The sequence below is a fragment of the Microbacterium sp. CCNWLW41 genome (assembly GCF_037083505.1).
Window position 1 is genome coordinate 542,454 of sequence record NZ_JBAOJP010000003.1, and the last position, 18,321, is coordinate 560,774.

Sequence of the window (18,321 nt, forward strand, 5' to 3'; positions counted from 1 at the left end):
ACGGCCGACGGGAGAGAGAGCACTGCCACGGCTACCCTCGAAGCTGTGACGGTGCCGTCCCGAAGGTACGGGTGAAGGCGTAAGAGAATGCGGAGGGCGTGGCGTAGCCCAGTCGTCCTGCGACGTCGGCGACACTCTGGTGACGCAAGAGTGGTATCGCTGCGAGGAGACGAGCGCGGGATCGCCAGGAAGCTGGACTCATCCCGGTTTCTGCGCGGAATCCCCGGGTGAAGGTTCGTTCGCTCATCTGAGCTTCCCCCGCCCAAGTGGCGTTGTCGGCGGCGAGGTCCGGGGCAGCGAGATAGTGCCGGCACAGTTGCGCGAAGGGCGCGGCCCTCGGGATCGGGATGTGCAGTGGCACGTCTTCGAGCAGGGACGACTCTTGCAGGATCAACTCCAGCACGCACTTGTCCCTGTCGCTCAGTCCGTCGCGCGGATCGATGTCCGACGAGGACGCGAGCAGTTCCCTGAGGAGCGGCCCGACCTCGACGACCCGACATGCTGATTGTGGCCACCAAGGGACCGCCGACGGTTCGATGTAGAGACTGTGGGTCTCCACGTCCAGCATCCGTACCTGATGGCGTCTCCGAGGGGGAATCAGGACGGCTCTCTCCCGAGGGACCGTCCACGCTCCGTGTTCGGTCTCTACCTGCATGGTTCCGGTCGCGGCGTAGAGGAACTGCGCACGGCGATGCTCATGCCATGCCAAGAGGTGTGTCGGGGGGTAGGCGGTTGCGATGGGAAGCACCGGCGTCGGCAGCGCGTCGACGGCGGCAAGAGTGACATCCCGCATCTCTCCAGGCTAATGGCCGAAACTCGAAGCATCTCGGCTGGTGATCGAATGCATGCGAGGCGTCCACCCACTGGAATGAGTCCAGTGATCGTTCTCTCACTCGTCCTCATCGGTGTTATCACCGGCCTGACCACGGTGCTTTTCGGATTCGGCGGCGGGTTCGTCACCGTCCCTGTGATCGTCTGGGCGGATGCCGTAGTCGGACCGCAGGCCGGAACAGTCGCGATCGCCACCTCAGCTGTCGTCATGGTCGTGAATGCATCCGTCGCCACGGCGACCACTTCCCGTCAGACGCTCTCTCACCTTCGAGGCCGAGGTGCGCTGGTGGTCCTGCTCGCCGTTGGCGGGCTCTTGGGGGCCGTGGTCGCCTTGCTCGTGCCGCCGGGAATCAGCTCGTGGGGATTCATGGCGTACGTCGCCGTCACGATCGTCGACGTTCTCGTCCGGCCCGGGTTCGTCCGTTCCGTTGACACCACACCCGACGGCGTCTCCCGCTCTGCGATCCCGACCGCTTGGGGCCTGCCGATCGGCGCGATCGCGTCGCTCCTCGGAGTCGGCGGCAGCGTCATGACCGTGCCGCTCCTGAGACGCGGCGGATCGCCGATGAGTCAGGCCACGACGCTCGCGAACCCGCTCACTCTCGCGATCAGTGTCCCCGCCGCCGTTGTGTACCTGTTTGCGCGCCACGACGAGGGAGCAGGGGGGATGGTGCTAGCGGTCGGAGTGGTTGATCTGGGCGCTGCGGCGCTTCTTCTCGTCGGTGCGGTTCCGATCATCGTGCTGCTGAGGCGTCGCCCGCCTCGAATCCCGGACCGCGTCCACGCATGGACCTACGTCGGGCTCCTTGTCGTCGCGTTGGGAGCGATGCTCGTCTCGTCGCTTCCGACGTCTCCGGTGCCGGTTGAGTGACGGATCGCGGATGTAGGTCCCCAGGGGCAACGCGACGCTGCCGGGCGTTTCTGACCTCATCCGGATCAATCGTGTCGGGGAGGGGGCCTTCGGCAGCGAGAGGTGGAGACGCTGATCTCAAGGATCCCGTTCACGCTGGCAATTCGTTACGCGTAACGTTATTGTCGGGGGATGACCTCCCGACCCACGGTCGGCGCAAGATCCGGCCGGAAACCCTCGGTCGATCTCGGCCAACTGCTCGCCGCCGCAGCGGACCTCGCGGACGACAACGGACTCGACGCCGTCACCTTCCGTGCGCTCAGCGAGCGGCTCGGCGTCTCTCCCATGGCGGTTCATCGTGCCAGCGGTGGGATCGACGCCCTACGCCACGCGCTCATCGCGTCGCTCGTTGAGGAGGCTGTCGCCCGCGTCTCATGGCCGGAGGCGTGGCGTGATGTCGTGACGATCTTCGCCTACAGCCTGCGAGATCTGCTGCTGCGGCATCCGCTCGTGCTCGAAGCGCACAGGCAGGCGGCGCTCGATGCCCCCGCCGCCGACGACGTAGCGCATCGGGTCGTCGATGCCCTTGCCGTTGCCGGGCTCTCTCCGGAAGAAGCGGCGTACGGTTACGCCGCCGTGCATGACTTCGTCACAGGGCACGTGGCGATCCGGCTTGGGCGCGGCGAGATCGAACTGATGCGGATCTCAACGTCCCGCCGCGACGTCTCTGTGTTCGTTGAGCACAGCGACTACGACCGACGCTTCGAGGCCGGCCTCCAACTTCTGCTCGCGGGGATCGAGAAACAAACGTTCAAGGCTTGATCGGGGACCGACCATGGAGACTGTGGATCTTCCTGAGACTCGCACTCTCGCCGTAGCAGGCGGTCGTAGGATCACCTGGTGTGAACTCGGCGACCCGGGTGGTATCCCCGTGCTCGCATCGCACGGCTCCCCGGGCTCGCGTTACCAGCTGCTGCCCCTGCACAGCGCGGCTCGCGTGGCGGGTGTCCGCCTGATCGCTCCTGATCGACCTGGGTTCGGCGGTACGTCACCGAAACGCCAGGACGGGTTCCACACATGGGATGCCGACGCGCTGGCACTCCTCGAAGCACTCGGGCTGGGGAAGGTCGCGGTGCTGGGCTTCTCCGGCGGTGCCGGATATGCGCTCGCTCTTGCCTCAGCGGCACCAGCCCGTGTGTCTCGACTGGTCCTCGTGTGCGGCATGATCCCCGGCGCCCCGCGATCGGCACTGGTCGGACGCATCCCCATAATCTCGGTGCTGTATCGGGTGAGCAGGTGGTGCCCGGCACTTGCGACCGCAATGCTCGAGGGACGCGGCCCATTCCGGAACACCCGCGAGGCGAACGTCGCCGCCTGGCCGTCGGCAGACCGCGCCGTGATGTCCGACCCTCACGCGAAGACACTCGCGGCAGCAGACGTCGCCGCCAGCACCGCACAGGGAGCACGGGCCGGCGTCGAGGATCTCGGACGCTACCACCGCCCGTTACCCGAGGGGATCGAATCGATCGGACACCCGGTGCGACTGCTGCACGGCACCGCAGACGGCAACGTGCCCATCGGTGTCGCACGCTGGGCGGCATCACGCCTGCCATCCGCAACGCTGCACGAGATCCCCGGGGCAGGCCACTACTTCGCCATGACATCTCCTGACCTCGTCTTACGGGCATTGCAGGCGGCGCCCTGAGCCCAGGTGGAAGTCGTCGCAGTCTCCGGCTCAGTAGCCGGCGATTCCGCTCGGCCAACTGAGCTCGACCCCCTGCCGCTCGAGAGCGGCCTGGAATCGCGTGAGCCGGGCGGGATCGCTGTGGATCTCGCGGGGCTCGACGCCGTCGTCGATGCAGGTGGCGGCCAGGGCACCGGCCGCCTCGCCGATGTTCCACTCGACGGGGTGCAGTCGGTAGCACCCGTTGGTGATGTGCGTGGTGCCGATGTTCTTGTTGGCGGCGATCAGGTTGCGCATCCGCTGCGGGATGAGCGCTCCGAGCGGGATCTGGAACGGGCACGAGGGCACATCGATGTAGTTGTCGCCGCCCGTCGAGGGGTGCAGGTCGATGCGGTACATGCCGATCCCGACCGAGTCGTGGAACAGGCGGGCACCCGCGTCGCCGCGGATCGTCATCGAGATGTCGTTCTCGGTGACCGTCGTGAGCGCCCGGATGCGGCGAGACTCGCGGAAGTACGGGGCCTGCGCGAGACCGTCCGCCGTGCCCATCACGTCGGGGCGCAGCCGCAGGCCGTGCAGGCCGGTGCCGCCGTCGGGCCGGGGCGCCTCGGTCTGCAGCCAGTACAGCATCGACCGGCTCAGCTGCCGGGCGTCCTCGAGGCGGCGGGCGACCACGTCGGCGGGCTGATCGATCACCGGGGCATCGAAGTAGTCGATCGACGGCCAGTTGACGAGGGTGATGTCGCTGTCATAGAAGCCGGGCTCGAAGAGCTTGCGGGCCGCGATCCTCCGGTAGATCCAGAGGTTCTGATCGCCCGGGTCCTTGCTCTGATCCGCCTGCACGGTGAACGGATCCTCATCCGTGTTCGGCACGAACGAGCGGGGAGCGGCCTCGAGGGTGCGCGGGTGCGGCGAGGTGAGGCCGAGCAGCGGGCCCCACCAGAAGTCCGGCCGGACGGCGCGCCACTTCTCGTACTGCGTGGGCTTGTCGATGGTGTGGTCGCCCTCGACGTGGTCCACCGCGAAGCACACGCTGAGCGCCTGCCAGTTGTCGGGCTGCGCCTCCTCGGGCGCGCTGGGCTCGCCGGTGTCGTGACGGGACTCGAACCCCGTGACGTATTCGGTGCCGGTCAGTGGCAGCAGCTCGCCCGTCTCGGTCGCGTCCAGGACGTAGCGCGCCTGCACCCGCACCTCGCGCTGGTCGTCCAGGCGGCGCACGTGCACGGCGGTCACCTCGTCGCCGTCTACGTCGGCGCCGACCGCGACGGCGGGCTTGATCAATTGCAGCCGACCCGCGGACAGCCACGGGGCCAGCATGCCGGTGATGACGGCCGCACCCACCCGGGGCTCGGAGCAGAGCTTGGACACCGAGCCCGCGCCGGGGTTCAGACGGGGGTGCTGCCGGGCCGCCTCGGTCAACGGGAAGTGGTCGCGGTAGTACTGCCGGATACCGTCGCGCAGCGCCCGGTAGCGGCGGGTCGCGCCCATCTCCTCGATCCACGGGTGCTCGTCGACCGGCACGCCCTGCGAGGTGAGCTGACCGCCGAGCCAGTCGTACTGCTCGACGAGGATCACGCGCCGTCCCGCCTCCAAGGCGGCGAGGGCGCCGGCGACTCCGCCGAGGCCGCCTCCCACGATCAGGATGTCCGCGGTCATGTCCGTACTCACAGTGCTGCCACCGTCTCTCCTTCGGCGAACGTGCACGGCAGCAGCCGTTGCCGTTCGAGGTCGTCTCTTCCCTGGATCTGCGCGGCCAGCAGCCGCAGAGATTCCAAGCCCATCTCCTCGCGGGGAACCCGGAACCCGGTCCAGCGCTGCTCCTCGGCGAGAGCCTTGGTGGGCTGGCCGAGGATCGCGAGGGAGAGGTCGTCCGGCACCCGGACGCCGTGCCGGTCCGCCTCCGCGCGGATCTCCTCCGCGCGGTAGTCAGCGCCGAGGACCGCGGCGGTGGCGGCGTGGTCACGGATCAGCGTGAACGCCTCCGACGCCGAGAACGCCTCACCGTTGAACAGCATGGGCCGAAGGCCCGCGGACGCCATGGCCTCGCGGTAGCCCTGCACGCGGTCGGCGGCCGACTCACTGGTGCCGAGGTCGCCGAGGAAAGCGATGCGACGGTGGCCGAGGGTCAGCAGGTGCTCGATCACGGTACGGGTCGCGCTGCGGTAGTCGGCGCCGACGTAGGGCACGACGCACTCGTCGGAGTCGCGGCGGCCCACGAAGACGAACGGGAAGCGCTGGGCCGACAGCGCCTGGATGTCGTACTTGTCGCCCTGGCGTCCGAGCAGGATGCATCCGTCGGTGATCGAGATGCGGTTCCATCCGGTGTCCGACAGCGTGCGGCGGCCGCTGCTGCGCGTCGGCGCGCTCGTGAACAGCATGAGGTCGACGCCGACCTCCTCGGCGCCCGCCTCGATGCCCTCGAGGAAGGGCGAGTAGTAGTCCGCGCTCCCCTTCGGGAAGACCGACTCGTACGTGAACACGCCCACGATGCTGTTGCGGCCGCTGGCGAGCGCCTGCGCGAACGGGTTCGCGGTGTAACCGGTGCGCCGGATCGCGTCCAGCACGCGGGATCGCGTGTTCTCGCCCACGCGGTGTTTGGCGTCGGACGTGCCGTTCAGCACGTGCGAGACCGTCGCCTGGCTCACTCCGGCCATGCGTGCGACGTCTGCCTGTGTGACTCGCTGTGTCACTGATCCACCACCGTTGATTATGCGTATTAGCGCCGAGGATTCGGATGATTCCCTACCACCATGACGGGCGCACCGGCGCGGGTCAAGCCCGCTGATGAACGCTTTCGGAGCATAGAACTGCGGAGAGCCTTTGATTCCCCGGGTTCAGCGGGGAGGGGGTTAATGATCACGTTCTGGTAACAGGGCGGATCAGGCCGATCGTCTGATGATGCGTATAACCTACGCGCGCGACACGCGTCAACTCGGTATGGCCGCGGTCATCCGTCCCTCGACACGGGAGTTGAGCATGCGGAAACCCGGGAGAGCGCCCATCGAGGTCGAGGGCGACGTCCCCGACACCTGAGCGCCGACGCCGGGATCAGCCCACCAGATCGTTGAGGCTACGCAGAAGGAGTGGATCGTCGAAGGATCCGGCGCCGTCCGGATAGGACACGCGGAACGCGACGGACTCCCCGGGCAGCAGTGTGACGAGCGCGTCGTCGACCTCGGCATCGGGATGCACTCGGTCCGCCATCAGAGTGAGGTCGCGCACCAGGTTCTCGGCGGTGACGCGAACGACGGAGCCGCCGTCGACGGGTGTCGCCGCGACCTCCAGTCGTGCCGGCTCCAGGGCGGTGTCCCGGGGCTCGGCAAACTCTCCGACCGCCCGGTGGGCGCCCGCGGCCGCCACGAGGAGCTCGGCGCGAGGATCGTCGGCCTTCTGGACGGCTGCGGGGATCGGGAGGCGGGACGCTCCGCGGGGCGCGACGACGAGGGGGAGCGAGGTCTCGGCACGCACCGCGCCCGAGAGGTCGATCCGTCGCAGGACGAGGTCCGTCTTCCAGGGCTCGGCGGCGCCGTTGAGCAGAACGATCTCGCCGTCGACCGGATCCGCCACGATCCGTCGGGGCGCGTAGGCCTGACGCAGCGCGTACCAGAGCGGCTTGCGTCGCTCGCCGTAGTCGATCGCCGACCACGAGGTCACGGGCCAGCTGTCGTTCAGCTGCCACAGGATCGTTCCGGCGTTGCCGGGCCGGGTGCGGAAGCGATCGATCGCGAACCGCATCGCCGCCGCCTGGTTCCACTGCATCGCCCAGTGCCAGTCCGCCATGTCCCGGGGCACCCGCGCATGGGCGAGAAGACCGTCGCGGAGCTTGGCGTTGCCGTTCTCCGCCTTCTGGTGCACGAGCATCCCCGGGGATTCGGGCGTCAGCGGCCGGTCCCGGACCGCGCCCGTCAGCGTGGTCCAGGTCGGCGGGCCCTGCCAGCCGAACTCGGCGGCGAAGCGCGGTGTGTGCCGTCGGTAGGTGCGCCAGTCGTCGCGGTTCCACTGCTCCCACAGGTGCGACGGTCCGTGCTGCTCGTCGTTCGCCCGTCTCCCGTCCGGGCTGAACGGGCTTCCGGGTGCGTACGGCACCCAGGGGGCGAGCTCATGGACCAGATCCGGGAGCAGCCCGCGATAGTACTCCTCGCCCCACGTCGCGCCGTCCAGGGAGCGCTGCCATCCCCAGTCGTCGTAGCCCATCAGGTTCTCGTTGTTGCCGCACAGCAGAACGAGGGACGGATGGTCCGCGAGCCGGGAGATCTGGGCCCGCGCCTCCGCCTCGATCTCGCTGCGAAGCGGCTCCTCCTCCGGGTAGGCCGCGCACGCGAACAGGAAGTCCTGCCAGGTGAGCAGGCCGAGCTCGTCGCACGTCTCATAGAAGTGCTCGGACTCGTACAGTCCGCCGCCCCACACGCGGATCAGGTTCACGTGCGCATCGAGCGCCTGCTGCAGCCGCCGGGTGCAGCGGGCGTCGTCCACGCGCGTCACCAGGGCGTCGTCCGGGATCCAATTGACCCCCCTTACCGGCACGGGCACGTCGTTGACGTGGAGGGCGAAGGGCGTGCCGAGGTCGTCGGGGTTCGTGTCCCAGTGCACCGTGCGGAAGCCGACCCGGCGCGTCCGCGTGTCGAGCAGGACGTCGTCTCGGAGCAGGGACGCCGCGACCTCGTATCTCGGCTGAGCGCCGTAGCCGACGGGCCACCAGCGCTGCACGTCGCGCACGTGCAGCGTGAGCGCGGCGTGGTCGCTGCCGCGGGGAATCGTGACCTCGGCGCGCTCCTCGCCCGTGCGCAGGACCAGGCGCACGTCGTCGTCGACGCCGGGTTCGCGACGGATCACCACGTCGGCTGTGATCGTGCCGTCGTCGTCCTGCGGTTGCGCGTGCAGCGTCAACCGCTCGATGCGCGCGACGGACCAGGACTCCAGGGCGACCGGTCGCCAGATGCCGCTCGTCGCGGTGTGGATCCCCCAGTCCCAGCCGAAGCTCGAGGCGGACTTGCGGATCGCCTCGTACGGCAGCGGATACGGCCGTGGCCGCGCCCCGAGGATCGCGCTCTGCTCGATCGCCCAGCGGACCGGCGAGGTGAAACGCACCTCGAGTCGGTTGGTGCCCTCGCGCAGCTGGGACGTGACGTCGGCACCGTGCGGACGGTGCTGGTTCCGCGCCGAGAACAGGGCCGCGCCGTTCAGGAACACGTCGGCGATCGTGTCGAGTCCCTCGAAGAGCAGGTCGTGGCGCGCCGCGGGGCCCGGATGCCAGTCGAACGAGCTCTCGTAGACCCAGTCGGTCTGTCCGATCCACCGTTGCGCGGCCTCGTTGTCGTCCACGAAGGGGTCGTCGATGACGCCCGCGGCCAGAAGGTCGACGTGCACGCAGCCCGGCACCTCTGCCGGCAGAGGATCCGTGAGGGCGGCGGCCGGCCCGGGTCCGCCTCCGGCGCGCACGGTCCACCCCTCATGCAGGAGCCGGCGCTGCAGGCTCATGCGCGCACCGCCGTCGGGGCGAAGCGTGGAGAGAAGCGCTGGTCCAGGACGAGGCATCCGGCCCCGATCGCCGTGACGTTGTCGCCCAGGGTCGTGCCGCGCACCACGACTTCGTGGAGCTGCCCCGGGACCGCCCGGCGGTTCACGGCCGGCCTGACGATCGGCAGGGCGTACGGCGCCAGCTCCTGCCAGATCGGCCCGCCCAGGATCACGGTGTCGAGGTCGAGCATGTTCGTGATCGTGACGATGCCCGAGCTGAGATAGTGCGCCATCTCCTCCAGCATGTCGCGGGCGGATGCCGAGCCGCCGTCCGCCAGCGCGCGCAGGACGCGGAACCCCGCGGCCGCCTCGGCCGGCTGCACCTCGCCGAAGTCCGGCGGGAGGATGCCGCGGCGCGCCGCGGCGCGCATCACGACGTGGGCCGAGGCGACCGCGCCGAGCGCGGCGAACGCGCGCGGCTGCTCATCCGGTTCTCCGATCGCCGACACCGGGAGCAGCCCGATGTCGCCGAGGTTGCTCGAGGCTCCGCGCAGCACGTGGCCGTTGAGCACCAGGCCGACGCCGATGCCGGTGCCGACGTAGATGAAGGCGGAGTCAGGCGAGCGACGGGGGCCGGCCGCCCACTGCTCGGCCACCGCGCCGGCGATCACGTCCTTGTCGAGCACGGTGGGTAGCCCGGTGTGCTCCTGCAGGTGATCGCGAAGCGGGACGTTGACCCAGCCCGGCAGGAGAGGCGGGTTCAGCACGATCCCGGCGGAGACGTCCACCGGACCCGGCGACGCGATGCCGACGCCGATGATGCTCTCGCGGGAGACGCCGGAGTCCGCGATCAGCCGCTCCACGTGTGCGGTGATCTCCTCCAGCACCGGGAGGACCTCGGTGACGGAAGGGGTGCGGTGCGACAGGGACGCGACGGGCCGGCCGTGGAAGTCGAGCATCACGTACGTGATCGCGGACGGATCCAGGTGCACGCCGACGACATGCACGCCGCTCGGATTCAGGCGGAGGATCGTGCGGGGCTTGCCCACGCCCGCCGGTGCCTCTCTGCCGCCTTCGCGGACGAGGTCGCGTTCGACGAGGCGGCGCACGATGTTCGTGATGCTCTGGCCGGACAGACCGGTGAGGTGCGCGAGCTCGACCCGGGAGCAGCCGTCCTCGCTGCGGCGGACGGCGTCCAGGACGATCGTCTCGTTGAAGTCGGCGAGGTGAGGAAGCGTTCCTCCCCGTAGCGGGCGCGCGGTGCTCGATCGGCTCATTTCCTCAGTTTATCCATGCCATAGAGATACTCAAGGCGCCCCTGGGGTGCGTAATCGAGGCGATCGGCAGATTCCGTCACTCGCTTGACCAGGAATTAGAAAACACTTTAGATTAATCCGACGTAGCCTCATCCCGTTGACGAAGGAGTCTTCCGTGCGCCTTGATCGATCGTCTCGCCGTGCGTTCACCGCGGCTCTCGCTCTCCTGCTCGCCGCCGCCGGCGGGACGCTCGTCGCGTTGCCTGCCGCGGCGGCGACTCCCGGCGCGCATGCGTCCGCGGTGCTCGCTGCCTCGCCTTCGTACGACGGGATCCGCGCGGCCTGGCCGGGCGATCGCGACAAGGATCCCGCACACGCGGCGACCACGGTCGACGGCACCGAGTGCTGGACGATGTCGCAGGACCCGCTCAACAAGTACCTGTACGTCGACGTCGACACGGCAGCCAAGCCGTCCGGGTCGCGCTACGCCAACGTCGCCGTCACGTACTTCGACGCCGCCGCCACCTCGATGCGGATCGAGTACGACGGCTCGGCCTCACGGTTCCAGGCCTCGCCCTCGGCGACGCTCGAGGGCACCGGGACCTGGCGCACACACACGTTCCAGCTCGACGCCATCCGCTTCCTCGACGGCGCCAACGGCGCGGACTTCCGGATCGGGGTGAACGCGGCCGGCGGGGTGATCCCGCCGGTGTGCTTCTCTGAGTTGTCCGTCACGTTCAGCGACGTCCCGCGGCTGTCACTGGTCGATCCGAGCCTGTTGCTGACCACCGACGACGCGACGCTGGACATCGCGACCATGGCGGACAGCGTCGACTTCACGCTCAGCGCCGAGGACGGCACGTCGTTGCGCACGGGCGTGTTGGTGCCGGACGCCGACGGCTCCGCCGCCCTGGACGTGTCCGACCTCGGGCCGGGCTACTACGGCATCGCGTTCGGGGGCGACGTGCAGGGGGAGAGACTCGAACGGCAGGCCTCGTTCGGCATCATCACGCCGACGCCCGAGGGCGCTCTCGACCCGTCGGCCTTCTTCGGCATCAGCAGCCACTTCGGGCACTACGGAGCGGCGGAGGACGCTCTGATGGAGTCGCTCGCCGACATCGGCTACGGACACATCCGCGGCGACGTCAACTGGGAGCTCATCGAGAAGAGCCAGGGCGTGTACTCGTTCGACCGTTACGCGTTCCATGCCAAGAGCGCGAAGGCGCTCGAGCTCGGCATGCAGCCGATGGGCGTCGTCGCCTATCGCAACCCGTTCTACGACGGCGGTGTGACCCCGAGCACCCCCGAAGGGCTCGCCGGCTACGGCGCCTTCGCCGCCGCGACCGCGGCGGAGTACGCGCCGGAGATCCGCGACTTCAACATCTACAACGAGTTCAACGGGCGAGGGTTCAACAACGGAGCGTGCGGGATCACGGCCGCCTGCTACGTCGATCTGCTCAAGGCCGCCTACGGTCCGATGCACGCCGCGAACCCGGACGTGAACGTCATGGGGCCGATCACATCCGGGATCGATGCGGCCTGGTTCGACGAGTTCTTCGCGAACGGCGGCATCGACGCGATCGACACGTTCGCCTTCAACGTGTACGGGTACGCGTTGCACGGCCAGAACACCCCGCCGGAGGACACGCTGCTCGTTTCGGCTCTCCCGGACGTCGTGGATCGCGTCGCGGCAGAGGCGGGGGACCGGGATGTGCCGGTCTGGATCACCGAGAACGGCTGGCCGACACATGCCATCGGATCCACTCCGGCGCAGCAGGCCGAGGACCTCGTCCGCGCGAGCGTGCTCGTGATGGCCGCCGGCGTCGACGTCTATACCTGGTACTCGGCCCTGGACGACGGCACGGATCCGAACGAGCGGGAGCACAACTTCGGCATCTTCACCCGCCCGGACGAGGCTGCTCTCGGCGTCTCGCCGAAGCCGGCCGCGGTGGCCGCCGCCGTGCTGATCCGACAGGTGACCGGCAAGCAGCTGCAGCCGCGTGAAGACCTCGGGGACGCGGGGGCGTACTCCTATCCGTACACCGACGCCGACGGGGCGATCCGGGTCCTGTGGGCACCTGACGGCGCGGCGGTGCGCGTCACCGGCACCGGGCCGCTCACGCTGACCGACAGCCGCGGCGCGGTGACCACCTTCACGCCCGGCGCGGACGGGACGGTCCTGGACCTCGACGCGGACCCGGTCTACCTGTCCGGAGCGGTGGATGCCGTGATCGCCTCGGAGGACGCCCCGGAGCTCGCCCTCCCGTCCACGAGCATCGCCGGCGATCCGGTCACCGCGGTCGTCACCATGGACCGTTCCGCGCTGCATGGTCCGCACCGGGGACTGACCGCGTCCGCGCCCGGTACCGAGAGCGCGGGCTTCTCCGTCGATGCCGGAGTGCTCACGAGCACCCTGACCCTGCCGGCCACACGCGAGCGCGGCGTCCGCGGCGTGCGCGTGGCCGTCTCCGACTCCCGCGGCGGGGGCGAGCCGACGACGCTGGCATTGCTGTCCGCCCGCACCGACACAGTCGACCAGTTCTCCGTCGCGGCCCAACCCCGCATTCTTCCGGGAGATGGCCGGAGGGAGCATGTCGTGGACGTGGCGGTGACGAACAACGGCCCGGCGCCGGCTGCTCCCGGGGCCATCCGGTTCGCGATCGCGAGCGCGCAGGGGGAGCGGCCGGCAGACGAGCCGATCGGCGCCGGTGAGACCGTCACCTATCGCGTGGACGCCGGGGATCCCGTCGGCTATGTGCCGCAGCGCTTCCGGATCGAGGCGGGGGAGGGGGCCCGCGGCGCCTCGGTGAGCGGCGAGCTCACCTTCAGCGCGATCGAGCGCGAGGGGAGCAGCGCTGCGACGTCGATCGATCTGAGCGCGCTCGGGTCCTGGGTGTCGACCACGGGGCCGTTGTCGGGACCCGCGGACCTCGGCGGCACGCTCGCGGTCGCGTACGACGACGGTGGCCTGGTCCTCGACGCGACCGTCGTCGACGAGTCGCATCACGGTGCGCGCGAACCGGCGGACCTGTGGCAGACCGACTCCATCCAGTTCGCCGTATCGGATCGATCACCCCGCGCGGACGGTGCGCAGAGCGTCGAGATCGGCGCCGCCCTCCTCGACGGCGGGGTCGCCGTGCAGACGTTCATCGCCCCCGTGGGGCAGGAGAAGGGCCCCACGCCGGAGGCCGCCGCGGACATCGTCCGGGACGAGGCGGCGGGGACCACGCACTACATCGTCCGGCTGCCGTGGGCGGCGCTCGGCTTCGACGGCGCTCCGTCCGAACCGTTCGCGATGTCGTTCCTCGTGAACGACGACGACACCGGGGCGGCCGCCGGGGATTCGCGCGCGGGATTCCTGCAGTGGGGATCCGGGATCGGCACGACCCCGAAGAACCCGCACCTGTTCCGCGACGCGCAGCTCGTCGGGTGACCGGCGCGGATCAGCGCCCGAGCTGGAGCGTCGCGGGGCGGGGGGAGAACTTGTTGTCGAGCACCAGGCAGGCGGCGCCGATGGCGGCGACGTCGGCACCGAGGGCGGTCCCGGTGATGGTCACCTCGTGCAGCTGGCGGGCGATCGCGCCCTCCGTGACGATCGGGCGGATGATCCGGAGGAAGCGCTCGGAGAGGTGCTCCCACATCGCACCGCCGATGATGATCGCATCCACGTCGAGGAGGTTCGCCACCGTCAGGATGGCGGACGCGGTGGAGCGGGCGGCGCGATCCAGGATCTCGATCGCACCGGCGTCTCCGGCGTCCGCGCGGGCGCACAGGTCGTGGAACGCGGCCTCCGCCGTGGCGGGCGTCGACAGATCGGTGTCTGGCGGGAGCACGCCGGCGGCGACGCCTTCGGCGGCGAGGCTCTGCGGCGATCCCGCCTGCCAGAACGCGCGGAACGGCTGCGTGTACCGATCGCCGAACTCATCGGCGGAGACGGGGAGCAGGCCGACGTCCCCGGCGTTGCTGGAGATCCCGCGCACGACGATGTCGTCGATCACGATACCCAGGCCCACGCCGGTCCCAAGATAGAGGAACACGAAGTTCCGGGGCCCGTCGGTGCCGCCCGCCCACTGCTCCGCGACCGCGCCCGCGATGACGTCCTTGTCCAGCAGGACGGGCAGCCCCGTCGCCTCGTGGATGTTGTCGCGCAGTGGGACCTGGTGCCAGTCCGGCAGGTGCGGCGGGTCCAGCACGAGGCCGCGGGTGACGTCTACGGGCCCGGGGGAGGCGATCCCGATGCCGAGGATGCGATCGCGCTCGATCGGGGCGGCAGCGATGAGGGATGCGATCTGCTCGTTGATCTGCGCCAGCACGGAGTCGGGATCCTGGACGGCGGGCGTCGCGTGGCTGGCGTCGACGACGACGCGGCCGGTGAAGTCGAGCAGCACATAGGTGATCACCGCCGGATCGATGTGCACGCCGATCGCATAGCAGCCGCTCGGATTCAGATCGAGCATGGTCCGGGGCTTGCCGAACGCCACTGCCTGCTTGCCGGTCTCCACGATGAGCTGCTGATCGAGCAGCCGCCGGCAGATGTTGGAGACGGTCTGCGCGGACAGCCCGCTCTCCTCCGTGAGCTCGACGCGGCTGCGTCCCCCTGGTGCGCGGCGGATGGCGTTGAGCACGACGGCCTCGTTGAAATCCGCCACCCGTGGCATGTTCGTTCCGCGGCTCTGACTCTGCGTCACGGAGACTCCTCCCTCACCGGCGACGTCGCTGGTGTGCGGCTGTCGCACGCGTCGGCTTATTCTAGTTGGTTTACAAAATGGCGATCCCGCAGATCGTCATGCGGATCCTCCGGCCGCCCCTTGTGCCCGCGCATCCGTTCCCCTAACTTATTCAATAGAAGTGAAGAAGTAAGTGGATCCGTCCTGCGCCATTCCGACGGAGCTCCGCGACGAAGAAGTCGAACAAGGGAGAACCATGCGTCTACGACGCCGAACGACCGCGCTCACAGGCGTGGCGACCGGAGCGCTCATCGCCTCGGTCCTGACCGGAGGGATCGCCGCAGCGCCGGCCGTCGCCCTCAGTCCCGACGCCACGGCCGTCTTCTCGGCCACACCTCAGCTCGACGGAGTCGCGAAGGTGCGGCCCGGCGATGCGTCGAAGGATCCCGCCGCCGTGGCGGCGACCGTCGACGGCGTCGAATGCTGGCAGATGCAGAACGATCCCTACGTCCGCTACGTGTACGTCGACGTCGCCGATGAGGTGATCCCCGACGACGCGGCCCGGGCCATCGTCACGGTCGACTACTTCGACGCCGGGACGAGCGGCTTCGACATCCACTACGACGCGAAGTCCGGGCCGTGGACCGGTTCCACCAACCAGCAGCTCACCGACACCCAGACGTGGAAGACCGCCACCTTCGAGCTGACGGACATCAACTTCGCGAACCGCTCGAACGGCAGCGACTTCCGTCTCAACGTCAAGGCGGGTCAGGGATCGATGCCGCCCGTGTGCTTCTCGAAGGTCGAGGTCACGTTCACGGATCAGCCCGTCGCGGCGCTCGACTCGCTGGCGATCATGAGCCCCTCATTGATCTTCAAGGAGGGGGAGTCCTCCGTGCAGGTGGCGACACCGGCGGACGAGGTGAGCTGGCGCCTGGGCGACGAGAACGACGTGGAGCTGCGCACCGGCACCGCCGCCGTGGCCGACGGGGAGGGCGCGGTCGACCTGACCGACCTGCCGTTCGGCTACTACACGCTCGACGTGACCGCCGAGGTGAACGGGGTGCCGGTGACGCGAACCACGAGCCTCGCGGTGCTGGACGATCCGCCGCCGGCGTGGAACGCCGAGAACGCCTTCCTCGGCACGCAGATGCACCGTGGCTGGCAGGCGCCGGTGTACGCCGACGCGCTCATGGATGCCATGGTGCTCTCCGGCTACGGGCTCAGTCGAATCGAGACGACGTGGGGCGAAGTCGAGAAGGCCGCCGGCGAGTACACCTTCGACGGCAAGGGCGTGGAGACCGTCACCGGACTGGCCGGGCGCGGCCAGCAGGTCATGTGGAACGCCGGCCTGGACAACCCGCTGTACGACGACGGACGCACCCCGGCCAGCCCCGAGGCGATCCAGGCGTTCGCCGCCTACGCCGCGGCGACCGCGGAGCACTACTCGTCGGCCGGGCTCTCGCATGACGTCGGGATCCTCAACGAGTACAACTCCTCGGGCTTCAACGACGGCACGTGCGGGCTCACGGCGGCGTGCTACCTCGACATCCTCCGCCCGACCTACGACGCCGTGCATGCGGTTGACCCGGACGCGAACGTGATCGCCCCGATCACGGCGGGAGTCCAGCTCGCCTGGGCACAGGACTTCATCGCCCAGGGCGGCCTGGACAAGGTCGACACCTACGCCACGAACTACTACGGCTACCAGGAGAACGGTCCGGGGACCCCGCCCGAGCAGGCCACGGACCTCGCGAACCTCGCGCAGCTCGCTCAGCTCATCGACGACGCCGACGGGGATCGCCATATCCCGCTGCGGGTGACGGAGAACGGCTGGCCGACGCACACCGCCGGCTCCACGCAGGAGCAGCAGGCGGACTACGCGATCCGCGGTCCTGTGCTGGCTCAGCTCGCCGGGGCGGACGAGTACCTCTGGTACGACCTCTACGACGACGGGTTCGACGGCGGCGAGCGGGAGAACCGCTTCGGTCTCATCAACCGTGCCGACGACACCGCGTGCTGGCTCTGGGTCTGCCCCGGCGGGGAGTACGGGTACGGGGCCGTGCACGGCATCAGCCCCAAGCCCGGCTTCGTGTCGCAGGCGGTGCTGATCCGCAAGACCGCGGGACTGGAGATCGGCGCCCGGGAGGACCTGGGCTCGGAGAGCGCCTACGCGGTCCCCTACGCCGGTGACGGCCGGTCGACCCGCGTGCTGTGGAGCACCGGGACGGACACCGTGACGGTCACGTCGGCCTCCGGCTTCACGCTGACGGACCAGTTCGGCGGCGCGCAGGAGATCCCGGCCGGCGACTTCACCCTCCAGCTCACGGGTTCGCCGGTGTTCGTCGAGGGCGAGGTGACCGTCGCATCGGCGGCGCCGTCCTTCACCGTGGAGGTCCCCGAGACCTCGGTGCAGCAGAAGCAGCTGCCGGTCACCGTGCGCGTCGCCGACGGGGTGAAGCGCACGGGCGAGAAGATCACCGTCTCGGCGGACGGCGTGGAGAAGACGATCAAGCTCAAGGATGGCGAGGCGCAGCTGACGCTCCCGGCGATCGACCAGCTCGGGGAGCGCGAGATCACCGTCTCGGTGGCCGACAAGCACGGGGCGCCGCTGGCTCAGGTGCGCGGCGCGACCCGCGTGATCGACCCCTACACGGTGTCGGCACGTCCGGTGATCGAGGGCGCTGACGGCGTGTATGCCTACGGGCTCGACATCACCGTCGTGAACAACGACGCCGATGACGCGCTGACCGTGGACACGATCGACTGGGCCCTCGGGGCTCGTCGCGGAACCGTCGGGGATCCGACCGCGGTCGAGGCCGGCGGATCCGCCACCGTGCGCGTGGACATCGCCGAACCGACGCTGTTCGGGACGGAGACGTACGCCGTCACGGCCCGTGCCGGCGTCGGGGATCGTGCGGACTCCGGTCCGCTGAGCTTCTCGCCGATCGAGCCCGAGGGCGCAGCCGCACTCGCGCCGATCGACCTGAACGCGCTCGGCCAATGGAAGCCGATCCGCTCCGGGACCCGCACCGGTCCGGAGGATCTCGGCGGCTCCCTCCAGTACACCGCGACCGGTGACGCCCTGGTGATGCATGCGACGATCACCGATGACGTCCATCTCGCCGACCGCGCCGACCCGGCGCTGAGCTGGCAGGCCGACTCCGTCCAGTTCAACACGTACGACCTGTTCCCGACCGTGCTCGGCGGAGAGCGCGTCGAGATCGCCGCATCACTCGGCCCGGACGGCCCCGCGGTGTACACCTTCACCCCGCCGGCCGGGCAGGAGGCCGGGCTCACCCCGGGCGCCGTGGCCGACATCGTCCGCGACGACGCGGCCGGCACGACGACGTACACCGTGTCGGTGCCCTGGGCATCGCTCGGCTACGACGGTCCGCCCGCGGGGGTGTGGGGCCTGTCGTTCCTCGTGAACGACGCCGACGGCGACGTGCCCGGAACGGATTCCCGTGCCGGATATCTGGAGTGGGGAGCCGGCGTCGGCGCGGCGCCGAAGAACCCGGCGCTGTTCAAGTCCGTGCAGATCGTCGGCCTCGGCTGACGGGTGAGGACGCCTCG

General features: G+C 69.5%; 11 protein-coding genes. 5 read left to right on the forward strand and 6 right to left on the reverse strand.

The genetic code is table 11. The features are described from left to right. Window positions 1-31: 31 nt before the first annotated feature. Window positions 32-793, reverse strand: coding sequence for an AraC family transcriptional regulator (locus tag V6R91_RS14255; protein WP_336395811.1), 762 nt, complete (start codon window positions 791-793; stop codon window positions 32-34). Between the two features lie 84 nt (window positions 794-877). Between V6R91_RS14255 and V6R91_RS14260 the strand changes: the two genes are divergently transcribed. The 3 genes from V6R91_RS14260 to V6R91_RS14270 all read left to right on the forward strand — a co-directional run bounded on the left by V6R91_RS14260 (window position 878) and on the right by V6R91_RS14270 (window position 3,386). After that, window positions 878-1,702: a sulfite exporter TauE/SafE family protein gene (locus tag V6R91_RS14260; RefSeq protein WP_336395812.1), complete on the forward strand. Its 825-nt coding sequence runs from the start codon at window positions 878-880 to the stop codon at window positions 1,700-1,702. A 171-nt stretch (window positions 1,703-1,873) separates the two neighbouring features. Next, window positions 1,874-2,503, forward strand: a complete 630-nt coding sequence (locus V6R91_RS14265) for a TetR/AcrR family transcriptional regulator C-terminal domain-containing protein (protein WP_336395813.1) — start codon at window positions 1,874-1,876, stop codon at window positions 2,501-2,503. Between the two features lie 109 nt (window positions 2,504-2,612). After that, a complete protein-coding gene (locus V6R91_RS14270) occupies window positions 2,613-3,386 on the forward strand; it encodes an alpha/beta fold hydrolase (protein ID WP_336395814.1) in 774 nt (257 codons plus the stop codon). 30 nt (window positions 3,387-3,416) lie between these two features. On the opposite strand, the gene V6R91_RS14275 is transcribed toward V6R91_RS14270, so the two are convergent. From V6R91_RS14275 to V6R91_RS14290, 4 genes are all read right to left on the reverse strand, one after another. Then, the gene (locus V6R91_RS14275; protein WP_336395815.1) at window positions 3,417-5,021 is read right to left on the reverse strand and encodes an FAD-dependent oxidoreductase; all 1,605 of its coding nucleotides are present in this window, start codon (window positions 5,019-5,021) and stop codon (window positions 3,417-3,419) included. An 8-nt stretch (window positions 5,022-5,029) separates the two neighbouring features. Further along, window positions 5,030-6,055 carry a LacI family DNA-binding transcriptional regulator gene (locus V6R91_RS14280; protein WP_442928126.1) on the reverse strand — a complete coding sequence of 342 codons (1,026 nt, stop codon included), beginning with the start codon at window positions 6,053-6,055 and terminating at the stop codon, window positions 5,030-5,032. 358 nt (window positions 6,056-6,413) lie between these two features. After that, window positions 6,414-8,843 (reverse strand): glycoside hydrolase family 2 protein, encoded by a 2,430-nt coding sequence (locus tag V6R91_RS14285; RefSeq protein WP_336395817.1) that lies wholly within the window; start codon window positions 8,841-8,843, stop codon window positions 6,414-6,416. Next, entirely contained in the window at window positions 8,840-10,099 is a 1,260-nt protein-coding gene (locus V6R91_RS14290) for an ROK family transcriptional regulator (RefSeq protein WP_336395818.1), read from the reverse strand. Before V6R91_RS14290 ends, V6R91_RS14285 begins: the two co-directional genes overlap by 4 nt. 154 nt (window positions 10,100-10,253) lie before the next feature. Between V6R91_RS14290 and V6R91_RS14295 the strand changes: the two genes are divergently transcribed. Further along, window positions 10,254-13,511 (forward strand): hypothetical protein, encoded by a 3,258-nt coding sequence (locus V6R91_RS14295; RefSeq protein ID WP_336395819.1) that lies wholly within the window; start codon window positions 10,254-10,256, stop codon window positions 13,509-13,511. A gap of 10 nt (window positions 13,512-13,521) precedes the next feature. Here the strand turns inward: V6R91_RS14295 and V6R91_RS14300 are convergent, their stop codons facing one another. Continuing rightward, window positions 13,522-14,766, reverse strand: coding sequence for an ROK family transcriptional regulator (locus V6R91_RS14300; protein ID WP_336395820.1), 1,245 nt, complete (start codon window positions 14,764-14,766; stop codon window positions 13,522-13,524). Between the two features lie 235 nt (window positions 14,767-15,001). On the opposite strand from V6R91_RS14300, the gene V6R91_RS14305 reads away from it, so the two are divergent. Then, window positions 15,002-18,304: a hypothetical protein gene (locus V6R91_RS14305; protein WP_336395821.1), complete on the forward strand. Its 3,303-nt coding sequence runs from the start codon at window positions 15,002-15,004 to the stop codon at window positions 18,302-18,304. Window positions 18,305-18,321 lie beyond the last annotated feature (17 nt).

What these genes read in the sequence shown, in the direction of transcription:
- V6R91_RS14255 (WP_336395811.1), bottom strand. Translation starts at nt 793, where the DNA reads ATGCGGGATGTCACTCTTGCCGCCGTCGACGCGCTGCCGACGCCGGTG.
- V6R91_RS14265 (WP_336395813.1), top strand. Translation starts at nt 1,874, where the DNA reads ATGACCTCCCGACCCACGGTCGGCGCAAGATCCGGCCGGAAACCCTCG.
- V6R91_RS14275 (WP_336395815.1), bottom strand. Translation starts at nt 5,021, where the DNA reads ATGACCGCGGACATCCTGATCGTGGGAGGCGGCCTCGGCGGAGTCGCC.
- V6R91_RS14285 (WP_336395817.1), bottom strand. Translation starts at nt 8,843, where the DNA reads ATGAGCCTGCAGCGCCGGCTCCTGCATGAGGGGTGGACCGTGCGCGCC.
- V6R91_RS14290 (WP_336395818.1), bottom strand. Translation starts at nt 10,099, where the DNA reads ATGAGCCGATCGAGCACCGCGCGCCCGCTACGGGGAGGAACGCTTCCT.
- V6R91_RS14305 (WP_336395821.1), top strand. Translation starts at nt 15,002, where the DNA reads ATGCGTCTACGACGCCGAACGACCGCGCTCACAGGCGTGGCGACCGGA.